The 22,636-nt window shown below is 69.0% G+C and carries 16 protein-coding genes and 1 pseudogene; 7 read left to right on the top strand and 10 right to left on the bottom strand.

The window, feature by feature from the left end; genetic code table 11:
• A pseudogene (locus ACTWQJ_RS19230) lies at positions 1 to 757 on the top strand (hypothetical protein); the annotation flags it as partial.
• A gap of 70 nt (positions 758 to 827) precedes the next feature.
• Positions 828 to 1,520: a TetR/AcrR family transcriptional regulator gene (locus tag ACTWQJ_RS19225; RefSeq protein ID WP_443307861.1), complete on the top strand. Its 693-nt coding sequence runs from the start codon at positions 828 to 830 to the stop codon at positions 1,518 to 1,520.
• On the opposite strand, the gene ACTWQJ_RS19220 is transcribed toward ACTWQJ_RS19225, so the two are convergent.
• Entirely contained in the window at positions 1,517 to 1,873 is a 357-nt protein-coding gene (locus ACTWQJ_RS19220; RefSeq protein ID WP_443307860.1) for a 5-carboxymethyl-2-hydroxymuconate Delta-isomerase, read from the bottom strand. The genes ACTWQJ_RS19225 and ACTWQJ_RS19220 overlap by 4 nt on opposite strands.
• A gap of 48 nt (positions 1,874 to 1,921) precedes the next feature.
• Positions 1,922 to 7,360, bottom strand: coding sequence for a pullulanase-type alpha-1,6-glucosidase (pulA, locus tag ACTWQJ_RS19215; RefSeq protein ID WP_443307862.1), 5,439 nt, complete (start codon positions 7,358 to 7,360; stop codon positions 1,922 to 1,924).
• Positions 7,361 to 7,636: 276 nt separating this feature from the next.
• On the opposite strand from pulA, the gene ACTWQJ_RS19210 reads away from it, so the two are divergent.
• The gene (locus tag ACTWQJ_RS19210) at positions 7,637 to 8,533 is read left to right on the top strand and encodes an SCO6745 family protein (protein ID WP_443307859.1); all 897 of its coding nucleotides are present in this window, start codon (positions 7,637 to 7,639) and stop codon (positions 8,531 to 8,533) included.
• 76 nt (positions 8,534 to 8,609) lie between these two features.
• On the opposite strand, the gene ACTWQJ_RS19205 is transcribed toward ACTWQJ_RS19210, so the two are convergent.
• Together ACTWQJ_RS19205 and sigJ are read right to left on the bottom strand one after the other, a co-directional pair.
• Entirely contained in the window at positions 8,610 to 9,161 is a 552-nt protein-coding gene (locus ACTWQJ_RS19205) for a YciI family protein (RefSeq protein ID WP_443307858.1), read from the bottom strand.
• A gap of 289 nt (positions 9,162 to 9,450) precedes the next feature.
• Entirely contained in the window at positions 9,451 to 10,431 is a 981-nt protein-coding gene (sigJ, locus tag ACTWQJ_RS19200; protein ID WP_443307857.1) for an RNA polymerase sigma factor SigJ, read from the bottom strand.
• Positions 10,432 to 10,635: 204 nt separating this feature from the next.
• Between sigJ and ACTWQJ_RS19195 the strand changes: the two genes are divergently transcribed.
• Together ACTWQJ_RS19195 and ACTWQJ_RS19190 are read left to right on the top strand one after the other, a co-directional pair.
• Positions 10,636 to 11,100, top strand: a complete 465-nt coding sequence (locus tag ACTWQJ_RS19195; protein WP_443307856.1) for a nuclear transport factor 2 family protein — start codon at positions 10,636 to 10,638, stop codon at positions 11,098 to 11,100.
• Positions 11,101 to 11,156: 56 nt separating this feature from the next.
• Entirely contained in the window at positions 11,157 to 11,696 is a 540-nt protein-coding gene (locus ACTWQJ_RS19190) for a YceI family protein (protein ID WP_443307855.1), read from the top strand.
• A 121-nt stretch (positions 11,697 to 11,817) separates the two neighbouring features.
• Here the strand turns inward: ACTWQJ_RS19190 and ACTWQJ_RS19185 are convergent, their stop codons facing one another.
• The 5 genes from ACTWQJ_RS19185 to ACTWQJ_RS19165 form a co-directional block, all read right to left on the bottom strand.
• Positions 11,818 to 13,200 carry an alpha-amylase gene (locus ACTWQJ_RS19185; protein ID WP_443307854.1) on the bottom strand — a complete coding sequence of 461 codons (1,383 nt, stop codon included), beginning with the start codon at positions 13,198 to 13,200 and terminating at the stop codon, positions 11,818 to 11,820.
• A 160-nt stretch (positions 13,201 to 13,360) separates the two neighbouring features.
• A complete protein-coding gene (locus tag ACTWQJ_RS19180; protein ID WP_443307853.1) occupies positions 13,361 to 15,076 on the bottom strand; it encodes a glycoside hydrolase family 13 protein in 1,716 nt (571 codons plus the stop codon).
• A 140-nt stretch (positions 15,077 to 15,216) separates the two neighbouring features.
• Positions 15,217 to 16,125: a sugar ABC transporter permease gene (locus tag ACTWQJ_RS19175; protein ID WP_443307852.1), complete on the bottom strand. Its 909-nt coding sequence runs from the start codon at positions 16,123 to 16,125 to the stop codon at positions 15,217 to 15,219.
• 13 nt (positions 16,126 to 16,138) lie between these two features.
• Positions 16,139 to 17,143, bottom strand: a complete 1,005-nt coding sequence (locus ACTWQJ_RS19170; protein WP_443307851.1) for a carbohydrate ABC transporter permease — start codon at positions 17,141 to 17,143, stop codon at positions 16,139 to 16,141.
• Positions 17,144 to 17,252: 109 nt separating this feature from the next.
• Positions 17,253 to 18,521 carry an extracellular solute-binding protein gene (locus tag ACTWQJ_RS19165; protein ID WP_443307850.1) on the bottom strand — a complete coding sequence of 423 codons (1,269 nt, stop codon included), beginning with the start codon at positions 18,519 to 18,521 and terminating at the stop codon, positions 17,253 to 17,255.
• Positions 18,522 to 18,901: 380 nt separating this feature from the next.
• On the opposite strand from ACTWQJ_RS19165, the gene ACTWQJ_RS19160 reads away from it, so the two are divergent.
• Both ACTWQJ_RS19160 and ACTWQJ_RS19155 read left to right on the top strand, forming a co-directional pair.
• Entirely contained in the window at positions 18,902 to 19,936 is a 1,035-nt protein-coding gene (locus ACTWQJ_RS19160) for a LacI family DNA-binding transcriptional regulator (RefSeq protein WP_224734838.1), read from the top strand.
• Between the two features lie 131 nt (positions 19,937 to 20,067).
• Positions 20,068 to 20,991, top strand: a complete 924-nt coding sequence (locus tag ACTWQJ_RS19155; protein WP_443307849.1) for a phosphatase PAP2 family protein — start codon at positions 20,068 to 20,070, stop codon at positions 20,989 to 20,991.
• Here ACTWQJ_RS19155 and ACTWQJ_RS19150 read toward each other — a convergent pair.
• On the bottom strand, positions 20,979 to 22,636 hold a 1,658-nt coding region (locus ACTWQJ_RS19150), incomplete at its 5' end, for a bifunctional [glutamine synthetase] adenylyltransferase/[glutamine synthetase]-adenylyl-L-tyrosine phosphorylase (RefSeq protein WP_443307848.1). The genes ACTWQJ_RS19155 and ACTWQJ_RS19150 overlap by 13 nt on opposite strands.

The raw sequence follows: 22,636 nt of genomic DNA, 5'->3' as shown, positions 1-22,636 counted from the left end.
GGACCGCACCGACGGCAACGTCCGCTATCTGACGGCGCCCTGGGTGACGAAGGTGGCCGAGCGGGACCTGCTGAAGCCGAGCTCCGGCGCGATGGACCTCACGATCACCGACGGGATCACCTCGCCGCTGGCCAGCCCCGCGACCAAGGCCGGCTCCTGCGCGTCGTGGAACGTCCTGCAGATCACCGACGACTCCGGTACGCGGCTGATGACGGACCTGGGCGAGCTGGTGCCGGCCCGCCTCACCACCGGGCGGCCGGGCAGGACGCACGACGCGGCCGGGGCGGAGTCGCTGCGCACCTGGGCGCCGTTCGCCTGTTCGCTGTTCGCGGTGCGCGGGCAGGGGGTGCGGTCGGTGAACGCCTGGCAGTACGCCGAGCAGCCGCTGCCCGACGCGAGCGGCACGGCGGCGTGGGTGTGCACGCGCGCGGAGACCTGGCGGGGCGGCGGCGAGCGGGCGCTGGCGCAGTTCCACACGCCGGGCGGGACGTACGGGGCGGTCGCCGCGAAGGCCGAGAACGTACCGGCGTGCGGGGCGCGCGATCCCCATGTGCTGGCGGGCGTGCTGTGGAAGTCCGAGACGGGTTCCTGGTATCTCCTGGCGGCGGGCAGCCGCGACACCGCGTCGATCCGCACGACCGGTGGGGTGGAACAGACCGCGCAGGGCAACCTGTTGGCCGTACCCGCGAAGAAGGGCACTCAGGCGGAGCTGAAGGCGACCCTGACGGACGGGCGGTCGATCAGCGGCCTGCGCTAGCTGGACGCATATGGACACCCCTGGTCGGTCCTGTCCGTTCGAGGCTGGATCCGATCGGTAAGGTGTTCGTATGTCTACCGGGGTTCGCCGCAGGATGGGTGTCGAGGAGCGGCGGCAGCAGCTGATCGGCGTCGCCCTCGAACTGTTCAGCCGCCGCTCTCCGGATGAGGTCTCCATCGACGAGATAGCGTCGGCCGCGGGCGTCTCGCGTCCGCTGGTCTATCACTACTTTCCCGGCAAACTCAGCCTGTACGAGGCCGCGTTGAGGCGTGCGGCGGACGATCTGGCGGGCCGGTTCGTGGAGCCGCACGAGGGTCCGCTGGGGGCGCGGCTGCTGCGCGCGATGCGCCGGTTCTTCGACTTCGTCGACCAGCACGGCCCCGGTTTCTCGGCGTTGATGCGCGGCGGCCCGGCGGTTGGCTCCTCGACGACGAACGCGCTCATCGATGCCGTGCGGCAGGCCGCGTATGACCAGATCGTTGCGCATCTCGGCGTCGAGGAGCCGGCGCCCGCGCGGCTGGAACTGGTCGTCCGCTCCTGGATCTCGCTCGCCGAGTCGACGGCACTGATCTGGCTGGACGGCCGGCGCGTCCCGCGCGCCGAGCTGGAGGTGCAGCTCGTGCACGACTTCGCCGCACTGGCCGCCGTCGGCGCCGCCCACGACGAGGAGCTGGCGACGCTGATGCGCCGCGTCCTCAAGGACGAGCCGGGCGACGGTCCGTTCGGCGACCTGGTGGCCCGGCTGATCACCCTCGCGTCCTAGACGTCGAACTTCCGGTACGACGGGTCGAGGTCGCGTACCTCGGCCGACGCGTGCAGGGCGAGGCCCTCGGCGGGCTTGATGTGCTGCCGCAGCAGGTCGAGTACGGCCTCGGTGAGCCGGACCTTGGTCTCGTCCGTGCGGCCGGCCAGCAGTCCCAGCGTCACATGGACGACCGCGTGCCCCTGGGTGTCCTCCCCGACCGTGGTGTCCTCGGTCCGCCGGAACTGCGTCTTGCACGCCGGCGGCTTCGCGGCCGCGATCTCGACCACCGTGGTGTGCAGGGCCCGCGCGAAGGCGGGCCGGTCGAAGTCGTCCGCCAGCTGTGCGGAGTAGTCGACGGTGATCTGCGGCATGGGTGCTCCTGTTCTACGTCGGACAGGAGCACCCTAACCGCATGACCGTCAGCCGGCCCGGGAGAAGACGGCGACCGTGCGGGCCGGGACTGTGAAGGTGCCCGATTCCGCCGTGTGGGTCGCATCCTTCACGACCGGGTCCTGGCCCGTCGCCTGTACCGGGTGCAGCCGGTACTTCGCCCCTTCCGTCGCCTCGATGCGCTGCTCCTGCCGCTCCGGCGTGGCGTTGAACACGACGACCAGGTCACCGAGCCGCATGGTGATCACGCCCGGCGTCTCGTCCTTGCCGGACAGTGGGAAGGAGAGCCGTGACTGGACCTGATCGGCGGTGTCGAGGGAGAAGGCGCTCTCCGTCGTACGGATCCTCAGCAGGTCCCGGTACGCTGCCGAAGCACCCTCGATCTGCGTGCAGCCGACGCCGACCGTGCTCAACAGGGGCTTGGCGTAGGGCCACTTGGGCTCGTTGTCGGCCGCCATCGGCAGTCCGCGGCCGAAGCCGTTGCCGTCGGCGCAGTTCCAGTGGATGGCGTTGAACCAGTCGCCGCTGTCGTAGGAGTTGCGGTCCAGGGACTTGGAGCGCAGCAGGTCGGTGCCGGCCTGGGAGAGGGACGGCCCCTGCGAGAGGGTGGCCGTGGCCATCGCCAGGACCTGCATCCGGGCCCGGTCGTCCGCGCTCGCCGATGCCGGGAGCTTGTAGGCCAGGGCGTCGAACAGGGTCTCGTTGTCGTGGGCGTCGGCATAGGCGAGGGCGTCGCCGGGGTCGGCCGCGTAGCCGGCGGGGGCGCCGTTGTAGTCGACCTCGGAGCCCTTGACCTCCTTGCCGCTGGTGTCGGTGAAGGTGAAGTCGGCAAGGTTGCCGGACAGGCCCACCTTGATCAGGTCCTGGTAGTGCAGAAGGCGGGCCTTCTGTTCGGCCGGACTGCCGTTGTTCGTCGAGGAGTTGGGCTCGTTGTACAGCCCGGACGCAAAGCCCTGGACGCCGGGGTCCTCGTCGAACGGGCCGCCGCCGCGGACGGCGTCACGGGCGCGGTCGGAGAAGGTCGCGACGCCGGTTCCCGCCATGTTGCTCTGCGTGGCCTGCTCGAAGCGGGCGTCGTCGGCGATCTCGCCGAAGTTCCAGCCCTCGCCGTAGAGGATGATCTTCTTGCCGTCGACGCCGTCCTTTTCCAGGGTCAGCGCGTCGAGGGCCTTGCGTACGGCGAGGATGTTGGCCTTCGGGTGGTGGCCCATGAGGTCGAAGCGGAAGCCGTCGACCTTGTACTCCCTGGCCCAGGTGACCACCGAGTCGACGACCAGCTTGCCCATCATGGCGTTCTCGGTGGCGGTGTTGGCGCAGCAGGTGCTGGTGGCGACCGTGCCGTCCGCGAGGAGCCGGTGGTAGTAGCCGGGCACGATCCGGTCCAGAACGGACGTCCGCTCCTGCCCGCTCGCCGCCGTGTGGTTGTAGACGACGTCCATGACGACCCGCAGGCCGTCCTCGTTCAGCGCCTTGACCATCTTGCGGAACTCGACCGTACGGGCCGTACCGTCCGGGTCGGTGGCGTACGAGCCCTCGGGGACCGTGTAGTGGTACGGGTCGTAGCCCCAGTTGTAGGCATCCTTCGCGGCGATCTTCGCCACGCACTCCTGCTGCTTGTCGGAGTCGGCCGGGAGAGAGGCGAGGTCGCAGTCGACGGTCGCCTGCTCGGACTTCTTCTCCGGGATGGTGGCGATGTCGAAGGCGGGCAGGAGATGGACGTACGACGTGCCCGCCTCGGCCAGCTCACGCAGGTGCCGGGAGCCGTCGCTCGCCTTGTCGGTGAAGGCAAGATAGGTGCCCGGGTCCCTGGCCGTCTTGTCCTCGACCGAGAAGTCCCGGATGTGCAGCTCCTGGATCTGGGCGTCCTTCAGCGGTACGGCCTTGGGCTTGGCGTACGAGGACCAGCCGCTCGGCGCCAGGGACTTGTCGTCGAGGTCGACGACCAGGCTGCGCTCGGAGTTCGCGGCGAGGGCGACCGAGTAGGGGTCGGTGACCTTGTTGGTGACGACCTTGCGGACGCTGGGCGCCCAGACCTCGACGACGTACCGATACGGCTTGTTCTTCCAGGACTTGGGGCCGGTGACGGACCAGACGCCGGTGGTGTCGTTCCGCTTCATGGCGACGGTGGAGTCACCGATTTCGAGCTTGACCGACTGTGCCGTGGGTGCCCAGACGGCCAGCGTCGGACGGCCTTTGTGGAACGTCGGCCCGAGCTCGGTCTTCGTCGCGTCGTACAGATCGTCGAGTACGCCGGCGATCTGCACGCCGGTCGCCGCGAGTACGGCACCGTTCGCGGCGTGCTGGGCGGCCACGACCTGACCGCGCAGCGCCTCGCGGACCCGGTCGCGGTCACGGGGGTCGACGGACCAGGCGGTGTGGTCCTTCAGGTGCGGGAACTTCGCCTTCTGGGCGTCGGTGAGGGTGGTCTTGGAGAGACGGAGCCACCTCTCGTCGTCGCTGGTCAGCGCGCCGTCCTTCACGGCGATCGAGCCGTCCCGGCTGTACAGCAGCTGGGTGGAGGCGGCGGCGGAGCCGTTCCAGACGACCGTGTCCCGGTCGATCCAGACCGCCTTGGAGGTGGTCAGGTCGAGGGCGGCGGCGCTGCCCGCCGGCTGCGGCAGCAGGTACTTCTCCTGGCCGTTCAAGAGCCACACCTCGTGGCCGTTCGCCTTGAGGTCGAGCGCCTGGTCGGCGGAGAGGTCCTTCTCGTCGCCCTTGTGGATGATGTAGCTGAGGCTGGTGGCACCCTCGGTGAGCGGTACCTCGAAGACCGCGCCATAGGAGTCAGTCTTCACCGGCATCAGGGGCTTCGACCACTCGGTGGGATCGGCGGCGCCGCTCCAGACGTGCAGGCCCCAGCCGTCGTAGTTCCCGTCGGCGCGTTGGTAGTGGAGGACGGCCTTGGTCGTGTCCTGCGCCGGATACTCCGGGCGTTCCGTCCGTACGGCCTCCTTGCCCTGCTCGATCCAGACCTCGCCGGTCTTGGTCACATCGATCGAGCGGTCTGCGGAGACGTCCTTGTTGCCGTCCTTGTCGATGACCAGGAAGCCGACGTTCGAGGCGCCGGGCTTCAGCTTGACGTAGGCGAAGGCCCCGTAGGCGTCGCGGCCGGTGAAGGGGTGGCTGTCCGGCCAGGTGGTGGACTCGCCGTCGGCGAGGTCGCCCCAGGCGTACAGGCCCCAGTCGGCGTAGTTCCCGTCGGGGCGGTTGTAGTGGACGATCGCGTAGTCGCGGGAGGAGGCGGTGGGGGGCGCCTCGGTGGGTGGGGTGCCGGTGGTGCTGGTGGCTGTGGCGCTCGAGGTGCGGCCGGTGGAGTCGATGACGACGGCCTTGTAGCGCAGGGCGGTGCCCGGGGGCACGTCCTTGCCGATGGTGTGGGTGACCTTGTAGGGGGCGTGGTCGGCGGAGCCGAGGGTGCGCCACTTGCCGGTGCCGGTCTGGGCGGCGAAGACGACACGGTTGAGCCCGCCGCCTCCCCCACTCCCGGCTTCGCTCGAGCGGGAGGTGCCCCCATCGTCTGCCGTGAGTTCCACGGTGCCGGTGGCGCCGGGGGCGGGGGCCTGGAGGGTGATGGCCGGCCTGGCGGCGGGCTTGGCGAGCGGGCCCGCGGCCTTGAGGACGACCGCCGAACCGGCCGGGACGGTGAGCGTGACCTTCTTGTCGTCGGCCCCGGAGGTCACGGACGCGTCGGTGCCGTAGATGCCCCGGTACGTCATGCCGGCCGAACCCGTCGGGAAGGTGGCGCTCTTCGCCTCGTCGGCGTTGTTGAAGGCGACGAGGTACTCGGTGCCGGTGGCGGCGTCCGTACGGGAGAACGCGTAGATCCCGGCGCCGTCGGCGGCGTACCGCTCGGTCTGGACGCCGTCGGCGAGGGCGGGGTGCTGCTTGCGCAGCTTGGCGAGAGCACTGATCTGCCGGTAGAGCGGCGCTTCCGCATCGTAGGCGTCGCTCGCGTGGGTGCGGTCGGTGCCGAGCTGGTCGTCGTCCAGGTAGTCGGCCGTGCGGGACGCGAACATCGTCTGGCGGGCGTCCTTGTCACCGCCCGCGCCGGTGAAGCCCTGCTCGTCGCCGTAGTAGATCACCGGGTTGCCCCGGCTGAGGAACATCAGCTCGTTGGCGAGCCGCGCCTTCTTCAGCAGCTCGGCATCGCTCGCGCCCGCGTTGTCCTGCTTGAGGAAGGCGCCGATGCGGCCCATGTCGTGGTTGCCGAGGAAGGTGACCTGCTCGTACGCGTTGGCTTTGTCGGTCGTGTACTTGTAGTCGTCGCCGAAGACCGCCGCCAGCTTCTTCGCGCCGGCGCCCTGGGAGGCGTACGCGCGGGCCGCGTCCTGGAAGGGGAAGTCCAGCGTGGAGTCCAGGCGGCCCTGTGTGACATACGGGGAGGTGACCGAGGTGTCGGCGGAGTACACCTCGCCGAACATGAAGAAGTCGTCCCGCCCCTGCCGGGCGGCGTAGGCGTCCAGCGCCGTGGCCCACTGGGTCCAGAACTCCATGTTGACGTGCTTCACGGTGTCGATGCGGAAGCCGTCGATGTCGAAGTCCCTGACCCACCGCTGGTAGATCTTCTCCATGCCCTCGACGACCTCGGGACGCTCCGTCCACAGGTCGTCGAGACCGGAGAAGTCGCCGTACGTGGTCGACTCGCCGGCCCAGGTGGAGTCACCACGGTTGTGGTACATCGTCGGGTCGTTGAGCCAGGACGGGACCTTGACGTCCTGCTTGGCGTCGGCGACGACGGGGGTGCGCGGGAAGGAGTCCTCGTCGGTCCCGGGGAAGTCCCGCTGCCCGCCGGCGTAGTCCGCGTCGTCGAAGGGCTCGCCGTCCTCGGCCAGGTAGGGGAACGCGCCCTTGGACAGGTAGTCGTAGGACTTCTCTTCGTAGTCGACGACGTCGGCGGTGTGGTTGGTGATGACGTCGAAGAAGACCTTCATGCCCTTGGCGTGCGCCTTGGAGATGAGGGTTTCGAGGTCCTTGTTGGTGCCGAAGTGCGGGTCGACCTGGGTGAAGTCGGTGATCCAGTAACCGTGGTACCCGGCGGAGGCATTGCTGCCCTCCCCTTGCACGGGCTGGTTCTTGAAGATCGGGGCGAGCCAGATGGCGGTGGTGCCGAGGCCCTTGATGTAGTCGAGCTTCCGGGTCAGGCCCTTGAGGTCGCCGCCCTGGTAGAAGCCCTTGTCGGTGGGGTCGTAGCCGGTGGTGGGACGAGAACCGGTGAGCCCGCCGCGGTCGTTGGCCGCGTCCCCGTTGGCGAATCGATCCGGCAGTACGAAGTAGAACTGCTCGCGGGTGAGGTCGTGGCGGGCGGCGGTCTTCGCCAGGGCCGCGTCGGACGGCGGCGGGGGCGGGGTGTCGGCCCGGGCGGCGAGGGGCTGGACGAGTGCTGCGGCGAGCGCGGCCACGGTGACGGCCGCGACCCGTCTCACCTGGGCGGTACGGCGCGTGCGGGGCGCCGGCCATCTCGGTATCACAGGCGTGAACTCCTTGCGATTACGGCTCATGTGCGGGTTCCGACCCCTGCGCCGCGGCACGGCTTCGCTGCCGGGCGCCGGCGCGACCGTATCGCTGACGAAAGCCTTACAGCAAGAGTCTTGAAACCCACGGCAAGAACTTTCAGCGCAGACCTTGAGGGTGAAGAGCACCGCCCGCTGGGCGCGACTCGCTTCGACATGCCGGTTGGCTGGAAGCGAACCATTGGTCACACCATGCGTGGGACACAGCCCTCGATTGAGGCGTAGAAGATTGCCATGTCAATGCCAATACCGAGGCCGGCCCGGGGTGACGTCGCACGGGACCTCTGGCGGCTGCTCGAGCCGATCCACGCTGTGGTCTACTTCGCCCCGGAGCCGTTGGAAGAGTTCAGGGCGGCGGGCTACCGCGGTTTCTGGATGGGGTACTTCGCCGGACGGGCTGCTCCCCTGGGCAGTGTCGGCGCTGATGTCGTGCACGCGCTGTTCTACAACTTCGCCTACGAGCGGGTGAGTCGCGCCGTGCCGGCGGCCTGGAGCTTTGCTCCGCCGAACGAGGCTCTGCAAGCGCGTCTACGAGGATCAGTGCGTGCGCTCCGCCGGGCACTCGGCCCCGCGGCCGACGGCGCGGACACGGCACGGGCGGCAGAGCTTGCCACGCGTGCCGCTCGATCAGCTCCGTTCGAAGGCCGAGCTCTGTTCGCCGCCAATCGCTCCCTGCCGACACCTCAGGAACCTCTTGCCCAACTGTGGCATGCTGCGACGCTTCTCCGTGAGCACCGCGGCGACGGTCATGTCGCGGCTCTGGCCGCCGCCGGGATCACCGGCCGCGAGTCGCACGTCCTCCACGCGACCGCGAGTGGGATCCCGCGCGATGTCTACACGCCGGCACGCGACTTCAACGAAGCGGAATGGACATCGACACGCGACGCCTTGAAGGAAAGAGGGCTCCTCCAGGACGACCGGCTGTCGCCGCAGGGACAACAGCTCAAGGCTCAGATCGAGGAACGAACCGACCAACTGGCCGCCACCGCCTACGACGCGCTGACCACCAGTGAGACCGACGAGCTCGTCCGGCTTCTGCGCCCCCTGACTCATGCCGTGATACGCGAAGGCGACATTCCCCTGGACAACGCCATGGGACTCGACCTGCGCGAGTCACTCGACCACCTGTGAACTCACAGGGCGGACCATGTGGAGCCCGCCCGGCGACGTGGCTTGACCCAACGTCACCATGAATGCAGAGAGCTGTTCATGACGGCCGCCCGCCGAACTGCCAGTTGTGCACCTCGATGTCGGCGTACCGATCCGGGGTCAGGATGGTACGTGCCGTGTCCGGGTCCGGCGCCCGGACCAACACCGCCGTGCCCAGCCAGGTGGCGCCGTCGTCGGACAGCAGCGGCCCGTAGGCGATCAGCTCGTCCTGGTCGGGCGGCACCGCGAGGTCGGCGGCCTGCCCCGTGCCGAGGCCGAGCACCAGGTACCGGCTGCCATCGGTCCGGCCGCCGGGGAAGTCCCACATGGTGCGCCCCAGCGTGTTGCGCCACCGTCGCAGCAGCACGTCCCGGTACACGCCGGCCTGGTAGTTCGGCTCGTCGAAGGCGAACGCGCGGGCGGCAGCGGGATCAGGCAGGTCGACGATGTGCACGCTGCCGGTGGGTGTGTCGCCGTCGCCGGCGAGGGTCGGGCCTCGGGCAATCATCTCCTTCGCGTACCGGTCCATATAGGACCAATGCTCTTCCAGCAGCTCGTCGCGCAGCGCTACGGAGCCGGGCCGGTCGCGGTGGAAGCAGAAGAACTCCATGCCCATAGGGTCTCTTCAAGGAGGTAACCGGGTCGAGCGGGTTTCACTGCGATGACTGCTCGGCCGCCTCACCCAGGGCCGTGTCCACGCAGGTGGTGTACCGGCTGGAGGTGTTACACATCCGGGAGATGTGTAACACCTGCGGCTTTACCTCTCCTTGGGCAGCCGCCGTACACCACGTCCATGGACGTGACCCGGGCTGGTGATGGGCGAGCACTGGAACCAGCTCCGCCGCACCCTGCTGCTGCGGGGGCGCCTGCCCCCGCGTAATAGGGGCCCATGCCGATGATCAGCTCGATGGCTTCGGCTTTGGCCATCCCGGGTGAGCAGCGCGTGTCAGCGTCGTCCACGGCCGGAGCTTGTCGGGGTTGCGTACTGCCCAGATGTGCGTGATCCGGTCGCCGGCGACGTCGAACGCCATCACCGCCACGGTGACATCGGCCAGCTGAAGCACCACGCCCGGCTGACCGTTGACCGTACGCTCCAGGATCGTCAGGTCGAGTGCCCGGCCGGCGAGATCGACGAGGTAGCGCGCGATCTGCTCGCTGCCTTCGAGTGGGCGGAGCACTGCGCTGACGAGGCCGCCGCCGTCGGCGATCGCCGTGGCGTCGGGGTCGAGGAGGCCTATGAGGGCCTCGATGTCCTTGGCTGCCCATGCCTCCTTGAACTCCCTGACGATCTCGGCGCGCTGGACTGCCGGAGTCGCGGGAGCCCGCGACGCGCGAATACGACGGCGGGCCGACGAGGCAAGCTGGCGGCATGCCGCCGGCGTACGGCCGACGATCTCGGCCACTTCGGCGAAGGAGTAGCGGAAGACGTCGTGGAGGATGAACGCGACGCGCTCGGCCGGAGTCATCGATTCGAGCACGACCAGGAACGCCATGTTGATCGACTCGTCGAGGGTGACTCGGTCGGCCGGGTCGGCCGTAGTACCGCCGGACCGCCCGTTGATCCACTCCGTACGATCGGGCAACGGCTCCGGGATCCATTCGCCCACGTAGCTCTCCCGCCGGGCCCGTGCCGAGCCGAGCAGGTCGAGGCAGAGGCGGCTGGCGACCTTCGTCAGCCAGGCGCCGGGGGATTCGATGTCCTCCTGTTGCTGTGGGGACCTGGCGTACCAGCGGGCGTACGTCTCCTGTACGACGTCCTCGGCGTCGGCCAGGGAGCCGAGGAGCCGGTACGCGAGATTGATCAGCTGACGCCGCTCGCTCATGATCGCGCTCAGGGTCGGATCGAGCCGGCCGTCTCCTGGCCCGGGCGGGGTGGTCATGGTGTCGAGGACTCCCTTGGTCGCATCTGGCCTCACCGGTTCGACGAGACAGCGCACCGGAATGTGAGGTCGGCACCTCGCCTCACATTCCGAGGGGCTGTGTCGTCGTACTGCTGAGACGAACACCATCCCGCGGACAGGAAGAGCTCAGCGACATCATGACCGGCTTGTCCGTCCTGCGGACACTGGCAAGGGAGGAAGCCGATGGGCGACGTTCAGGCCATCGCCGACCGCCTCGAGATCGAGGCGCTGCGCGGCGAGTTCACCGACGCGGGGATGATGCGTGACTACGACCGTTTCGCGTCGCTGTTCACACAGGACGGCGCGTGGCGGATCCCCGACGCCGACGTCGAGTTCGTCGGCCGGGAGGAGATCCGCGCCGGGATCGAGCGGCTGCAGGGTCTCTGGGACTACTTCGTGCAGACCGCGCACCCGGGCACGATCCGCCTTGAGGGCGGCACCGCAGGCGGCCGTGCATACATCGCGGAGTTCGGGCGCATGCGCGACGGCAGCTCGCACCTGAACCACTCCGTCTACCACGACCGCTACCAGCGCACCTCGGACGGCTGGAAGTTCACGGAGCGCGTCTACGAGATCAGGTACCTCGACACCACCCCGCTGGCGGGCTCGGCGCCCCATGCAACGCCCGGGGCTGTGCACGGATCATGACCGGCTCGGAACTGAAGGTTCAACCACCTCTGTCCCCTGTGCAGGAGCGACCAAGCATGACAACCACGACCGAGCTCAGCGAGATGACCGGCGACTACGTCCTCGACAGCGCCCACACGCGGATCGGCTTCGTCGCCCGGGCCGCGATGATCACCAAGGTGCGCGGGCAGTTCGACGAGTTCGAGGGCAGCGCGCACCTGGACGGCGACGACCCGGCGCAGTCGAGCGCCGAGCTCACGATTCAGGCGAAGAGCGTCCAGACCCGCAACCAGAGGCGCGACGACCACCTGCGCAGCAACGTCTTCCTGGACGTGGACAACCGCCGGACCATCAGCTTCATATCGATCGGGGTGGAGCAGGTCGACGAGACCAACTTCAAGGTCACCGGTGACCTGACCGTCCGCGGCGTGACCAAGCAGGTCACCGTGGACTTCGAGCTGACCGGCGCCGAGAACGATCCGCGGGGCAGGTTCCGGGTCGGCTTCCACGGCAAGGCAACCATCAACCGCAAGGACTGGGGCGTCGGTTGGGGGAGGGGCGTCGTCAGCGAGAAGGTGACGCTGGATTTCGACGTCGCCGCAATCCGGCAGTCCTGATGCGATGAAGGGGCGGGGCACAAGCGTGGAGGGGGTAGGTGAACCGTACGGTGCAAGGAGCGCGACAGCTCCCCTACCCGCTCCGGCGCGGCGCGCCGTCAGCCGCCCCTCAACTCACCGTTCAGCAGCTGGTCTTGCCCGCGTAGATCGCCAGCGCCGTGTTGGCGCCGAGTGTCGCGGTGAACTGGCCGGAGCCGTTCACCGTCACCGTGGTGTTGCTCTGCACGTTGCAGTACGTCCCCGCCGGCAGCGAGGTCTGGTACGTGCGGGTCAGGGCGCTCGACTCGTGGTTGATCGCCACGTAGCCCTTGGCGCCCCGGCCGAAGGCGATGGCGTCGGCCCCGTTGTCCCACCAGTTGGTGACCGACTCACCGCGGGTGGCGTTGCGGAAGGCGACCATGCGCTGGATCTCCGGCCAGGCGTGCTGACACTTCCAGCCGTCCTGCCAGCAGGCATTGACCTGGCCGCCGTTGGGCGGGCCCGCGTCGTGGTCGGTGAACTCGTAGCCGGAGTTGATGTCCGGTGCGCCGTAGGGCCAGGCCAGCATGAAGACGTTGGCCAGCGTGTAGTTGGCATTGTCCTTGTAGCTGAGCGTCGAGCCGTTGCGCTCGGTGTCGTGGTTGTCGACGAAGACGCCGGAGACGCCGCTGCTCATGTAGCCCCAGCCCTCGCCGTAGTTCTTCAGGTAGGCGAGGTTCTCGTTGTTGAAGACACGCTTGAGGTCGTAGGCGTAGCGGAACTCCTGGACGTCACCGTTGCCCGTGTACTCGGTGGGCTGGACGGCCTCTCCGCTGCCGTGGATGACCTCCTGCTTCCAGTACACGGACGGGTTGCTCAGCCGGGACTTGATGTTGGCGAGGTCGGCCGTGTCCATGTGCTTGGCCGCGTCGATGCGGAAACCGTCGACGCCGAGGGAGAGCAGGTCGTTCATGTAGCCGGCGATGGCGCCGCGGACGTACGACTCGTTCGTGTCCAGGTCGGCGAGGCCGACCAGTTCGCAGTGCTGGACGTTCCAGCGGTCCTGGTAGTTGCTGATCTGGCTCGTGCAGTCGTCGAAGTCGGACGACGAGTACAGGCCGGGGTAGGTGTACTTCGTGTACGACGAGCCGCCGGTGCCGGTGCCGCTGCCTGCCGACATGTGGTTGATGACCGTGTCGACGACGACCTTGACCCCGGCCGCGTGGCAGGTGTTCACCATGTTCTGGAAGGCGGTGCGGTCGCCCAGTCGGCCCGCGATCTTGTAGCTCACCGGCTGGTACGAGGTCCACCACTGCGCGCCCTGTATGTGCTCGGCGGGCGGGGATACCTGCACGTAGCCGTAGCCGGCGGGGCCGAGGGTGGTGGTGCACTCGCGGGCGACCGAGGCGAAGTTCCACTCGAAGAGGACGGCCGTGACGTCCTTGCTGCCGGGCGGGGCGGCCTGGGCGGTCGATGTGGTGGTTGGGTTCATGACAAGGGCGGCAGCCGCGAGGGCGGCGGCCCCGGAGAGAGTTCTGCGTGCCATGTGGGGGTTTCCTTCACCGTTGAAGGTTCTTGCTGAAATCTTTCAGCCATCTTGCGGTGACGCAGATGCTAAAGGCCCGCCGCCCGAAAGGGCAGCGGGCCGTACGAACTTCAATGAAAAATCTTGCGACGGGCCGTCAGGACCGACCCAGCCGCGGCCGTCAGGCGGTCGTGCACCACACCGTCGTGTCGGCGGGCACCTTCACCTCGCCGTCCGCCTCGGACACCTCACCGCTGGCCAGCAGCAGCCGGCCGTGCGCCGGAGCGGTCACCGACTCGCCGGTGGTGTTCGCGACGCACACGAACTCCCCGCGCCGGAAGGCGAGCACGCCCTCGGGCGCCTTCAGCCACTCGACCGAGTCGCCCGCCCCGAGGTCGGACTGGGCACGGCGCACGGCGAGCGCGGTGCGGTACAGCTCCAGCGTCGAACCCGGCACCCCCTGCTGCGCCTCGACACTCAGCTCGCCCCACCCCTCCGGCTGGGGCAGCCAGCTGCCGCCGCTGCCGAAGCCGTACGACGATCCCGTGCGCGTCCAGGGGATCGGCACCCGGCAGCCGTCGCGGAAGCCGTCCTGGCCCGCGCCGCGGAAGTACGCGGGGTCCTGGCGCACCTCGTCGGGCAGGTCGACGACGTCCGGCAGGCCCAGTTCCTCGCCCTGGTAGATGTACGCCGAGCCGGGCAGCGCCAGCATCAGCAGGGTGGCGGCCCGGGCCCGCTTCAGGCCAAGATCGCGGTCGCCGGCCGTACGGATCTGGGTGCCGAGGCCGGGCGGGTTGGCGAAGCGGGTGGCGTGCCGGGTGACGTCGTGGTTGGAGAGGACCCAGGTGGCGGGGGCGCCGACGGGACGCATCGCCTCCAGGGTGCGGTCGATGACGGTGCGCAGTTCCTTCGCGTCCCAGTCGGTGCTCAGGTACTGGAAGTTGAAGGCCTGGTGCAGTTCGTCGGGGCGGACATAGTTGGCGGTGCGCTCGACCGTCGGGGTCCAGGCCTCGGCGACGAAGATGCGCCCGCCCGTCTCCCCCCACCGCCCTTCCAAGGAAGGCCCTTCGGGCCCTTTTTCATTCGCGTACTCGTCGAGGATCGTGCGCCACTGGCGGTAGATGGCGTGCACACCGTCCTGGTCGAAGAACGGCATGACATCGTTGCCCAGCAGCTTCACCTGGTCGTGGGAGCCCAGGTCCGGCAGGCCCTCGGCCTTGACCAGGCCGTGGGCGACGTCGATGCGGAAGCCGTCCACGCCCATGTCGAGCCAGAACCGCAGGATGGAGCGGAACTCGTCCCCGACCGCCGGGTGCTCCCAGTTGAAGTCGGGCTGCTCCGGTGCGAAGAGGTGCAGGTACCACTCGCCGTCCGGGACACGGGTCCACGCCGGGCCGCCGAAGATGGACTCCCAGTCGTTGGGCGGGAGTTCGCCGTTCTTGCCCTTGCCGGGGCGGAAGTGGTAGCGGTCGCGCAGCGGGGAGCCGGGGCCTTCCCGGAGCGCCCGCTTGAACCATTCGTGCTGGTCGGAGGAGTGGTTCGGGACGAGATCGACGATGATCCGCAGGCCCAGCTCATGGGCGTCGCGGATCAGCGCGTCCGCGTCGAGCAGCGAGCCGAACATGGGGTCGACGGCCCGGTAGTCGGCGACGTCGTAGCCGGCGTCGGCCTGCGGAGAGGCGTAGAAGGGGCTGAGCCACACGGCGTCCACGCCGAGGTCACGCAGGTACGGGAGTCGGGATCGTACGCCGTCCAGGTCGCCCATGCCGTCGCCGTTGCTGTCGGCGAAGCTGCGCGGATAGACCTGGTAGATCACCGCGTCGCGCCACCAGTCGCGGCGCTTGGTGACGGTGGCGACAGCGGAGGTTTCGGCCGGGTCGGCGGAGTACTGGCTCATGGCGTCCTATACGTAACGAAGGTCGGGTCATCTGGCGTGCGGGGTGGGCGGCGGGTGACGAGGCGGCCGCGGTGCCGGCGGGGTCGGAAGGACACCGCGGCCGCCACCCGCGCGGACAGGGCGCGGGAGTCGGAGCGGGCTCAGCCCTTGGTGCCGCCGGCGGTGAGGCCGGTCACCAGGTTCTTCTGTACGAGGTAGAAGAACGCGGACACCGGTATCGCGATCAGCACCGCGGTCGCGGCCATCAGGTTGCGCTGGGCGTCGTGCTCGCTGACGAAGCTCTGCAGACCGACGGCGAAGGTGTACTTCTCGTCGTCCAGCAGGAACGTCGTGGCGAAGGCGACCTCGCCGAAGGCGGTGATGAAGCTGTAGAAGGCGGCCACCGCGAGGCCCGGCCGGGAGAGCGGCAGGATCAGGCGCAGGAAGGTGCCGAAGGGGGACAGTCCGTCGACGCGGCCGGCCTCGTCTATCTCGAAGGGGATGGTGTCGAAGTAGCCCTTCATCAGCCAGGCGCAGTACGGCACGGCGGTCGAGCAGTAGACCAGGATCAGGCCGAGGTAGGTGTCGATGAGCTGGAGCTCCGACAGGATCTGGTACATCGGCACCATCAGGACGGCCACCGGGAACATCTGGGTGACCAGGAGCGCCCACATGAACTTCTTGTAGCCGGGGAAGCGCATGCGGGAGACCGCATAGCCGGTGGTGGCGGCGATGAGGACGCCGATGACCGTGGTGCCGAGGGAGACGACCAGCGAGCTCTTCAGCCAGTCGAAGAAGTTCGTCTCCTGGAGCACGAAGGAGTAGTTGTCGAAGGTCATCTTCGACCAGATGCGCCCGGGGTGGAGGTAGTCGTCCTTGTCCGGGCCGAGGGACAGGAAGACCAGCCAGGCGACCGGGAACAGCGCGATCAGGCTCGCGACGGTCAGGAGGCCGTGCGAGGCGAGGGTCCCGAGAAGGCTGCGCTCTCCGCGCCGGCGCGTCCTGCCGGGCGCGGCGGGGGCGGGGGCCTGGTCCGCGGTGGCGGACTTCTGAACGGTCGTGGTGCTCATGGGGACTCCTGCCTCAGATCGCGAGCTGCTGCTCATTGCGGTTCAGCCAGCGGCGGTAGAAGGAGGTGAAGACGATCAGGATGGCCAGCAGCAGGATGCCGTAGGCGGCGGACTGTGCGAAGTCACGCGGCTGCTGTCCGAAGCCGAGGTAATACGCCCAGGTGACAAGAATCTGGGCGTCCGGCGCAGTGCTGCCGAACAGCAGGAAGATCACGGCGAACTGGTTGAAGGTCCAGATCACGCCGAGCAGGACGACGGTGGAGCTGACCGACCTCAGGCCCGGCAGGGTGACGTAGCGGAACCGCTGCCAGGCGTTCGCGCCGTCCATCTCGGCGGCCTCGTACAGCGTGGAGTCGATCGACTGCAGCCCGCCGAGCAGCGAGACCATCATGAACGGCACACCGCACCAGGTGTTGACCATGATCGCGGCGAACCGCTGCCAGAAGGTGTCCTCCAGCCACTGCGGCGTCGGCAGGTGCAGGGCCTCCAGGCCGGCGTTGAGGATGCCGCCGTCGGCGAGCATGAAGCGCCAGCCGAAGACGGTGACGAAGGTGGGCACGGCCCAGGGCAAGACCATGATCAGCCGGTAGAGGGTGCGGCCGCGCAGCTTCTGGTTGAGCAGCAGGGCGAGGCCGAGACCGATGGTGTAGTGCAGGCCGACACAGGCGGCCGTCCAGACGATCGTCCAGATGAAGTGCGACCAGAAACGGTCGTAGGCGGTCTCGCCCCACAGGATGTCGGCGTAGTTGTCGAAGCCGATGAACTTGTAGGTGGCCTCGATCTCGTTGACGCCGATCGTGCGGGCCGTGTTGAGGCTGTTGGCGTCGGTGAGGGTCAGATAGAAGCCGTACGCCAGCGGATACAGCACGAGGACGCCCAGCACGAGGACCACGGGGGCGATCATCGCGTAGGCGTACCAGTACTTCTGGTAGCTGCGCCTCAGGCGCTGGACCGGGCCGGGCCGGGGCCCGCGGTCACCGAGGCGCTTTCCGGTCGCTCGATCGATGGCGACTGTCATGGTTCGACAACCTTTGTGAGGGTCTGCAGTTCAGGGGGTACGGCGCACAGGCCGACGGCCGCCGGATCCTTCCCCCCATGGGCCAGGAGGATCCGACGGCCGGTCGGGGTCACTTGCTGAAGTCCGGGACCAGCTTGGCGATCGAGGTCTCGGCGCTGGCGAGCCCCTCGTCCAGGGACTTCTTGCCGCCGGCGACGGCGAGCAGCTCGTCGTCGAGCGGGCCCCACAGAGAGCCGTACTCGGGCAGCGCGGGGCGCGGCTGGGCGGCGGCGAGGACGCCCTGGTAGCCGGCGATGCCCGGGTCGGCCTTGACCTCTGCGGTGTAGGCGTCGTCACGCGTGGGGAGCGTGTTGTTCTTCAGGGCGATGGTCTCCTGGGCCTTCGCCGAGGTCATGAAGTTCACGAACTTCAGCGCGGCCTGCTGGTGCGCCTCGTCGGAGCCGGCGTAGACGGAGAGGTTGTGGCCGCCGGTCGGGGCGCCCGCCTTGCCGGTGGAGCCGGCCGGGACGGTGGCGATCCCGAGGTTCTCCTTGTCCTTGAACGCGGAGCCCTTGTAGAAGTTGGTGATCTCCCAGGGGCCCTGGATGATCGAGGCGACCTTGCCGTTGACGAACGCGTCCTGGATGTGGGCGTAGGCGTCGGCGGTGGTGTCGGCCTTGTGCAGGCCCTTGCCGTCGAAGAGGTCCAGCCAGGTGCCGTACGCCTTCTTGGCCTCGGGCGAGTTCACGGTGATCTTCTTGGCGTCGGCGTCGACGGTGTCGGTGCCCTCGCCGTAGAGGAAGGACTGGGCGTAGTAGGACTGGGTGGTGCCCCAGTAGCCGTCGACGCCGGTCTTGTCCTTGATGGTGGCGGCGGCCTTCTTCAGGTCGTCCCAGGTCTTCGGGGCCTCGACGCCGGCCTTCTCGAAGAGGTCCTTGTTGTAGACCAGCGCGAGGGTGTCCGTGGTGAAGGGGACGCCGTAGACCTTGTCCTCGTACTTGGCCTGCTCGATCAGGCTGGGCTGGAACTTGCTCTCGTCGGCGAGGGCCTCGGTGCCGTCCAGCGGCAGGAAGTAGCCCTTCTTCGCGAAGGCGGGCGTCCAGCCGACCTCGGAGCGCAGCACGTCCGGGGCGCCCGAGGCGCCGGCGGCCGTGTCGAACTTGTTCTGCGCCTGGTCGAAGGGCACGTTGACGTACTTGACCTTGATGTCCTTGTTGGCGGCCTCGAACTCCTTGACCAAGGCCTGGTACGTCGGCGCCTCATTGGTGGCGTTGGAGGTGTCCCACCAGGTGATGGTGACCGGACCGTCGGCCGAGTCGCCGCTGTCGTCTCCGCCGCAGGCCGTCGCCGCGAGGGCGAGGGACGCCACCAGCGCGGTGGCCGCTATGCCACGCCGCATGAGTTCTCCTTGAGGGTGAAAGCCCGTGTGCTCAGGGTGCGGTCCCGTCTACCGCCCCTGTCGACTTGCCGACTGCGCCGTTGCGGCCGCCGGGCGACGTGAACGTAACAGCGATGTAAGCGTTGCGAAAGTCCTTGCAGAAAAAAAGTGCAAGGCATCACCGAAGTTATCCGGACGTGACCTGTCGTCGATCGCCGTGAGACCGTTCTTCTGCGGGGTTGAGCGGGCACGGACGGTGTTGTGCAAGACTCTGCAAGCTCTTGCCGTTCGTTTCACGAGGGGACGCCATGTCGCAGCAACCCGCAGCGCGCCGGTCAACCGCCCGCACCCGGCGTCCGATTGGTGTGCAAGGCGACATACGGCCGGTACAGTCCGGTGCCGTGACCACACGGCTTGCCGACATCGCTGCTCAGGCGGGGGTGAGCGAAGCGACCGTCAGCCGCGTCCTCAACGGGAAGCCGGGCGTCGCCGCCACCACCCGCCAGTCCGTGCTGGCCGCACTGGACGTCCTCGGCTACGAGCGTCCGGTACGGCTGCGGCAGCGCAGCGCCGGTCTGGTGGGCCTGATCACCCCGGAGCTGGAGAACCCGATATTCCCTGCCCTGGCCCAGGTCATCGGCCAGGCGCTGACCCGGCAGGGCTACACCCCCGTTCTCGCCACCCAGACCCCCGGCGGGTCGACCGAGGACGAGCTCACGGAGATGCTCGTCGACCGCGGCGTCGCCGGCATCATCTACGTCTCCGGCCTCCATGCGGACACCACCGCCGACATGCAGCGCTACGAGCAGCTGCGCGCCCAGGGCGTGCCGTTCGTACTCGTCGACGGCTTCTCCCCCAAGGTGCAGGCGCCGTTCATCTCGCCCGACGACCGGGCAGCGATGACCCTGGCCGTCACGCATCTGGCGTCGCTGGGCCACACCCGGATCGGCCTGGCACTCGGCCCGAAGCGTTTCGTTCCGGTGCAGCGCAAGATCGAGGGGTTTGTCCGGGCGATGCAGGACCAGCTGGGCCTGAGCCCGCAGACCGTCGAGTCGGACCTCATCCAGCACTCGCTGTACACCCTCGAGGGCGGTCAGGCGGCCGCCACGGCCCTGATCGCCCGGGACTGCACGGCGGTGGTGTGCGCCAGCGACATGATGGCGCTCGGTGCCATACGGGCGGCCCGGCAGCAAGGCCTGGACGTCCCGAAGGACATCTCGGTCGTGGGCTTCGACGACTCCCCCCTGATCGCCTTCACCGACCCGCCCCTGACCACGGTCCGCAAGCCGGTCCCGGCGATGGGGCAGGCGGCGGTGCGCACGCTGCTGGAGGAGATCGGCGGGACGCCGGCGCCGCACAGTGAGTTCGTGTTCATGCCGGAGTTGGTGGTGCGTGGTTCCACCGCTTCGGCCCCTGGGGACCGGAATCGTCCGTAAGGCGGAGAACCGGTCGCTACCGCTAGTGCACGGGTACGAGTCGCCTGCCTCTTCCCGTCGTAGAACGTGCGTCCTGAACCCGACCAGGGGATGATCGGAGCCGGAAGTCTTTTCTGGCAGACTCTGTGCCCATGGGTGACACGACCGTGACGACACTGGAAGGCCGGGAAAGGGTTCTTCCGCATCCCGTCGCGGACGAAACCGGGCGGGGAATCCTGCACCGGCTGCGCGCACCGCGCCGACCCCGCCTGTGGTTCGAGATCCTGCTGATCGCGGTGAGTTACTGGACGTACTCGCTGATCCGCAACGCGGTCCCGGAGCAGAAGGCCGAGGCGCTGCGCAACGCCGACTGGATCTGGAAGGCCGAGCAACAGCTCGGTATCGCCGTGGAACAGTCCGTCAATCATGCCGTCAACTCGGTGACCTGGCTCATCGTCAGCATGAACTACTACTACGCGACGCTGCACTTCGTGGTGACGCTGGGCGTGCTGGTGTGGCTGTACCGCAGCCATCCCGGGCGTTACGCGGCGACGCGGCTGGTCCTCTTCGCGACGACGGGCGTGGCCCTGGTCGGTTACTACCTGTATCCGCTGGCGCCGCCACGGTTGATGAACAGCGCCGACTTCATCGACACCGTCATGGTCCATCAGACCTGGGGTTCGATGGCCTCCGGCGACCTGAAGAACATGTCCAACCAGTACGCCGCGATGCCGTCCATGCACATCGGCTGGTCCGTGTGGAGCGGGCTGACGATCTTCGCGCTGGCGACGGTTCCGTGGGTGCGGGTGCTGGGGCTGCTGTACCCGGCGGCCACCCTGGTGGTGATCGTCGCCACCGCCAACCACTTCTGGCTCGACGCCGTCGGCGGCATCCTGTGCCTCGGCTTCGGCTACGCGCTGGCGTGGGTGTGGTACGGATCATGGCCCTACGCGCTGCCGCGCCGGGTCGCGAGCGGGTCGGGGGACTCCCGGCGGGCGGATCCGGACGACTCCCGGCCGGGTGCCTCCCGGCCGCAGGAGGTGCCCGGCCCCCGTACCCGGGCTCACGCCCCGTAGAACAGCTCCTCCACCACGCCCCGCGCCCTGCGTGCCGTACGCCGGTACGCGTCCAGCATGTCGCCCACGTGGCCCGGCCCGTACCCGAGGTAGCGGCCGACCGCGGCCCGTTCACGGGGGTCCGAGGGGAAGGTGTCGCCGGCGCGTCCGCGGACCAGCATCACGGCGCCCCGCACCCGGGTGGCCAGCACCCACGCCTCGTCGAGGATCGCCGCGTCCTCGGCGGACACCAGCCCGGCCTCGCGTGCGGCCGCAAGGGCCTGGCGGGTGCGGGTCGTGCGCAGCCCCGGTTCCTGCCATCCGTGCCGCATCTGCAGCAACTGCACGGTCCACTCCACGTCGGACAGCCCGCCCGGCCCGATCTTGGTGTGCAGCTTGGGGTCGGCGCCCCGGGGCAGCCGTTCCGACTCCATCCGCGCCTTGAGCCGCCGGATCTCCCGTACGGCCTCCTCCGACAGCCCCTGCTCCGGGTACCGCAGCGGATCGATCAGCTCGATGAACCGGCGCCCCAGGTCCTCGTCGCCGGCCACCGGTTCGGCCCGCAGCAGCGCCTGCGACTCCCAGACCAGGGACCAGCGGCGGTAGTACGCCTCGTACGACTTCAGTATCCGCACCAGCGGCCCCGACTTGCCCTCGGGCCGCAGGTCCGCGTCGATCAGCAGCGGCGGGTCGGAGCTCGGGATCTGCAGCAGGCGGCGCATCTCGGCGACGACCCGGCCCGCGGCCTCGGCTGCCTCCCGTTCGCCGACCCCGTCCTGCGGCTCGTGCACGAACAGCACGTCCGCGTCGGAGCCGTAGCCCAGCTCATGCCCGCCGAACCGGCCCATGCCGATCACCGCGAACCGGGTCGGCAGGGTGTCGCCCCAGCCCTCCCGGACCACGGCCCGCAGCGTCCCGGCCAGCGTCGCCGCCGTCAGGTCGGACACCGCACCGCCGACCCGGTCCACCAGCGCCCCCTGGTCGGCCTCGACCGGCTGGGCCTCGGTGCCGTAGGAGCCGACGATGTCGGCGGCGGCGATACGGAACAGCTCCCGGCGCCGTACCCCACGGGCCGCGGTGACCGCCTGCTCACCGCCCTCGGCCCGGCCGACGGCCGCGAGGATCTCCTGCTCCAGGTGGGCCCGCGACCGGGGCTGAAGTCCTCCGCCGTCGCTGTCGCCGAGCAACGCCACGGCCTCCGGGGCCCGCATCAGCAGGTCGGGGGCGAGCCGGCCGGCGGACAGCACCCGGGCGAGGTTCTCCGCTGCCGCGCCCTCGTCCCGCAGCAGCCGCAGATACCAGGGCGTCTTGCCCAAAGCGTCGGACACCTTGCGGAAGTTGAGCAGACCGGCGTCCGGGTCGGCGGAGTCCGCGAACCAGCCGAGCAGCACGGGCAGCAGCGTGCGCTGGATCGCGGCCTTGCGGGTGACGCCGGAGGCCAGCGCCTCCAGGTGGCGCAGGGCCGCGGCCGGGTCGGCGTAGCCGAGCGCGACCAGCCGCGCGCGGGCCGCCTCGGGGCTCAACCGTGCCTCACCGGTTGCGAGTTGGGCGACCGCGTCGAGCAGCGGCCGGTAGAAGATCTTCTCGTGCAGGCGTCGTACGACGGCGGCGTGCCGCTTCCACTCCCGGTTCAGCTCGCCGACCGGGTCCGTGCGCAGGCCGAGGG

The sequence above is a fragment of the Streptomyces sp. KR55 genome (assembly GCF_052245645.1).
GTDB classification, from domain to species: Bacteria; Actinomycetota; Actinomycetes; order Streptomycetales; family Streptomycetaceae; genus Streptomyces; species Streptomyces flavusporus.
The sequence above is the reverse complement of the archived record's forward strand: the minus strand, read 5'-3'. Positions and strand labels throughout refer to the sequence as shown.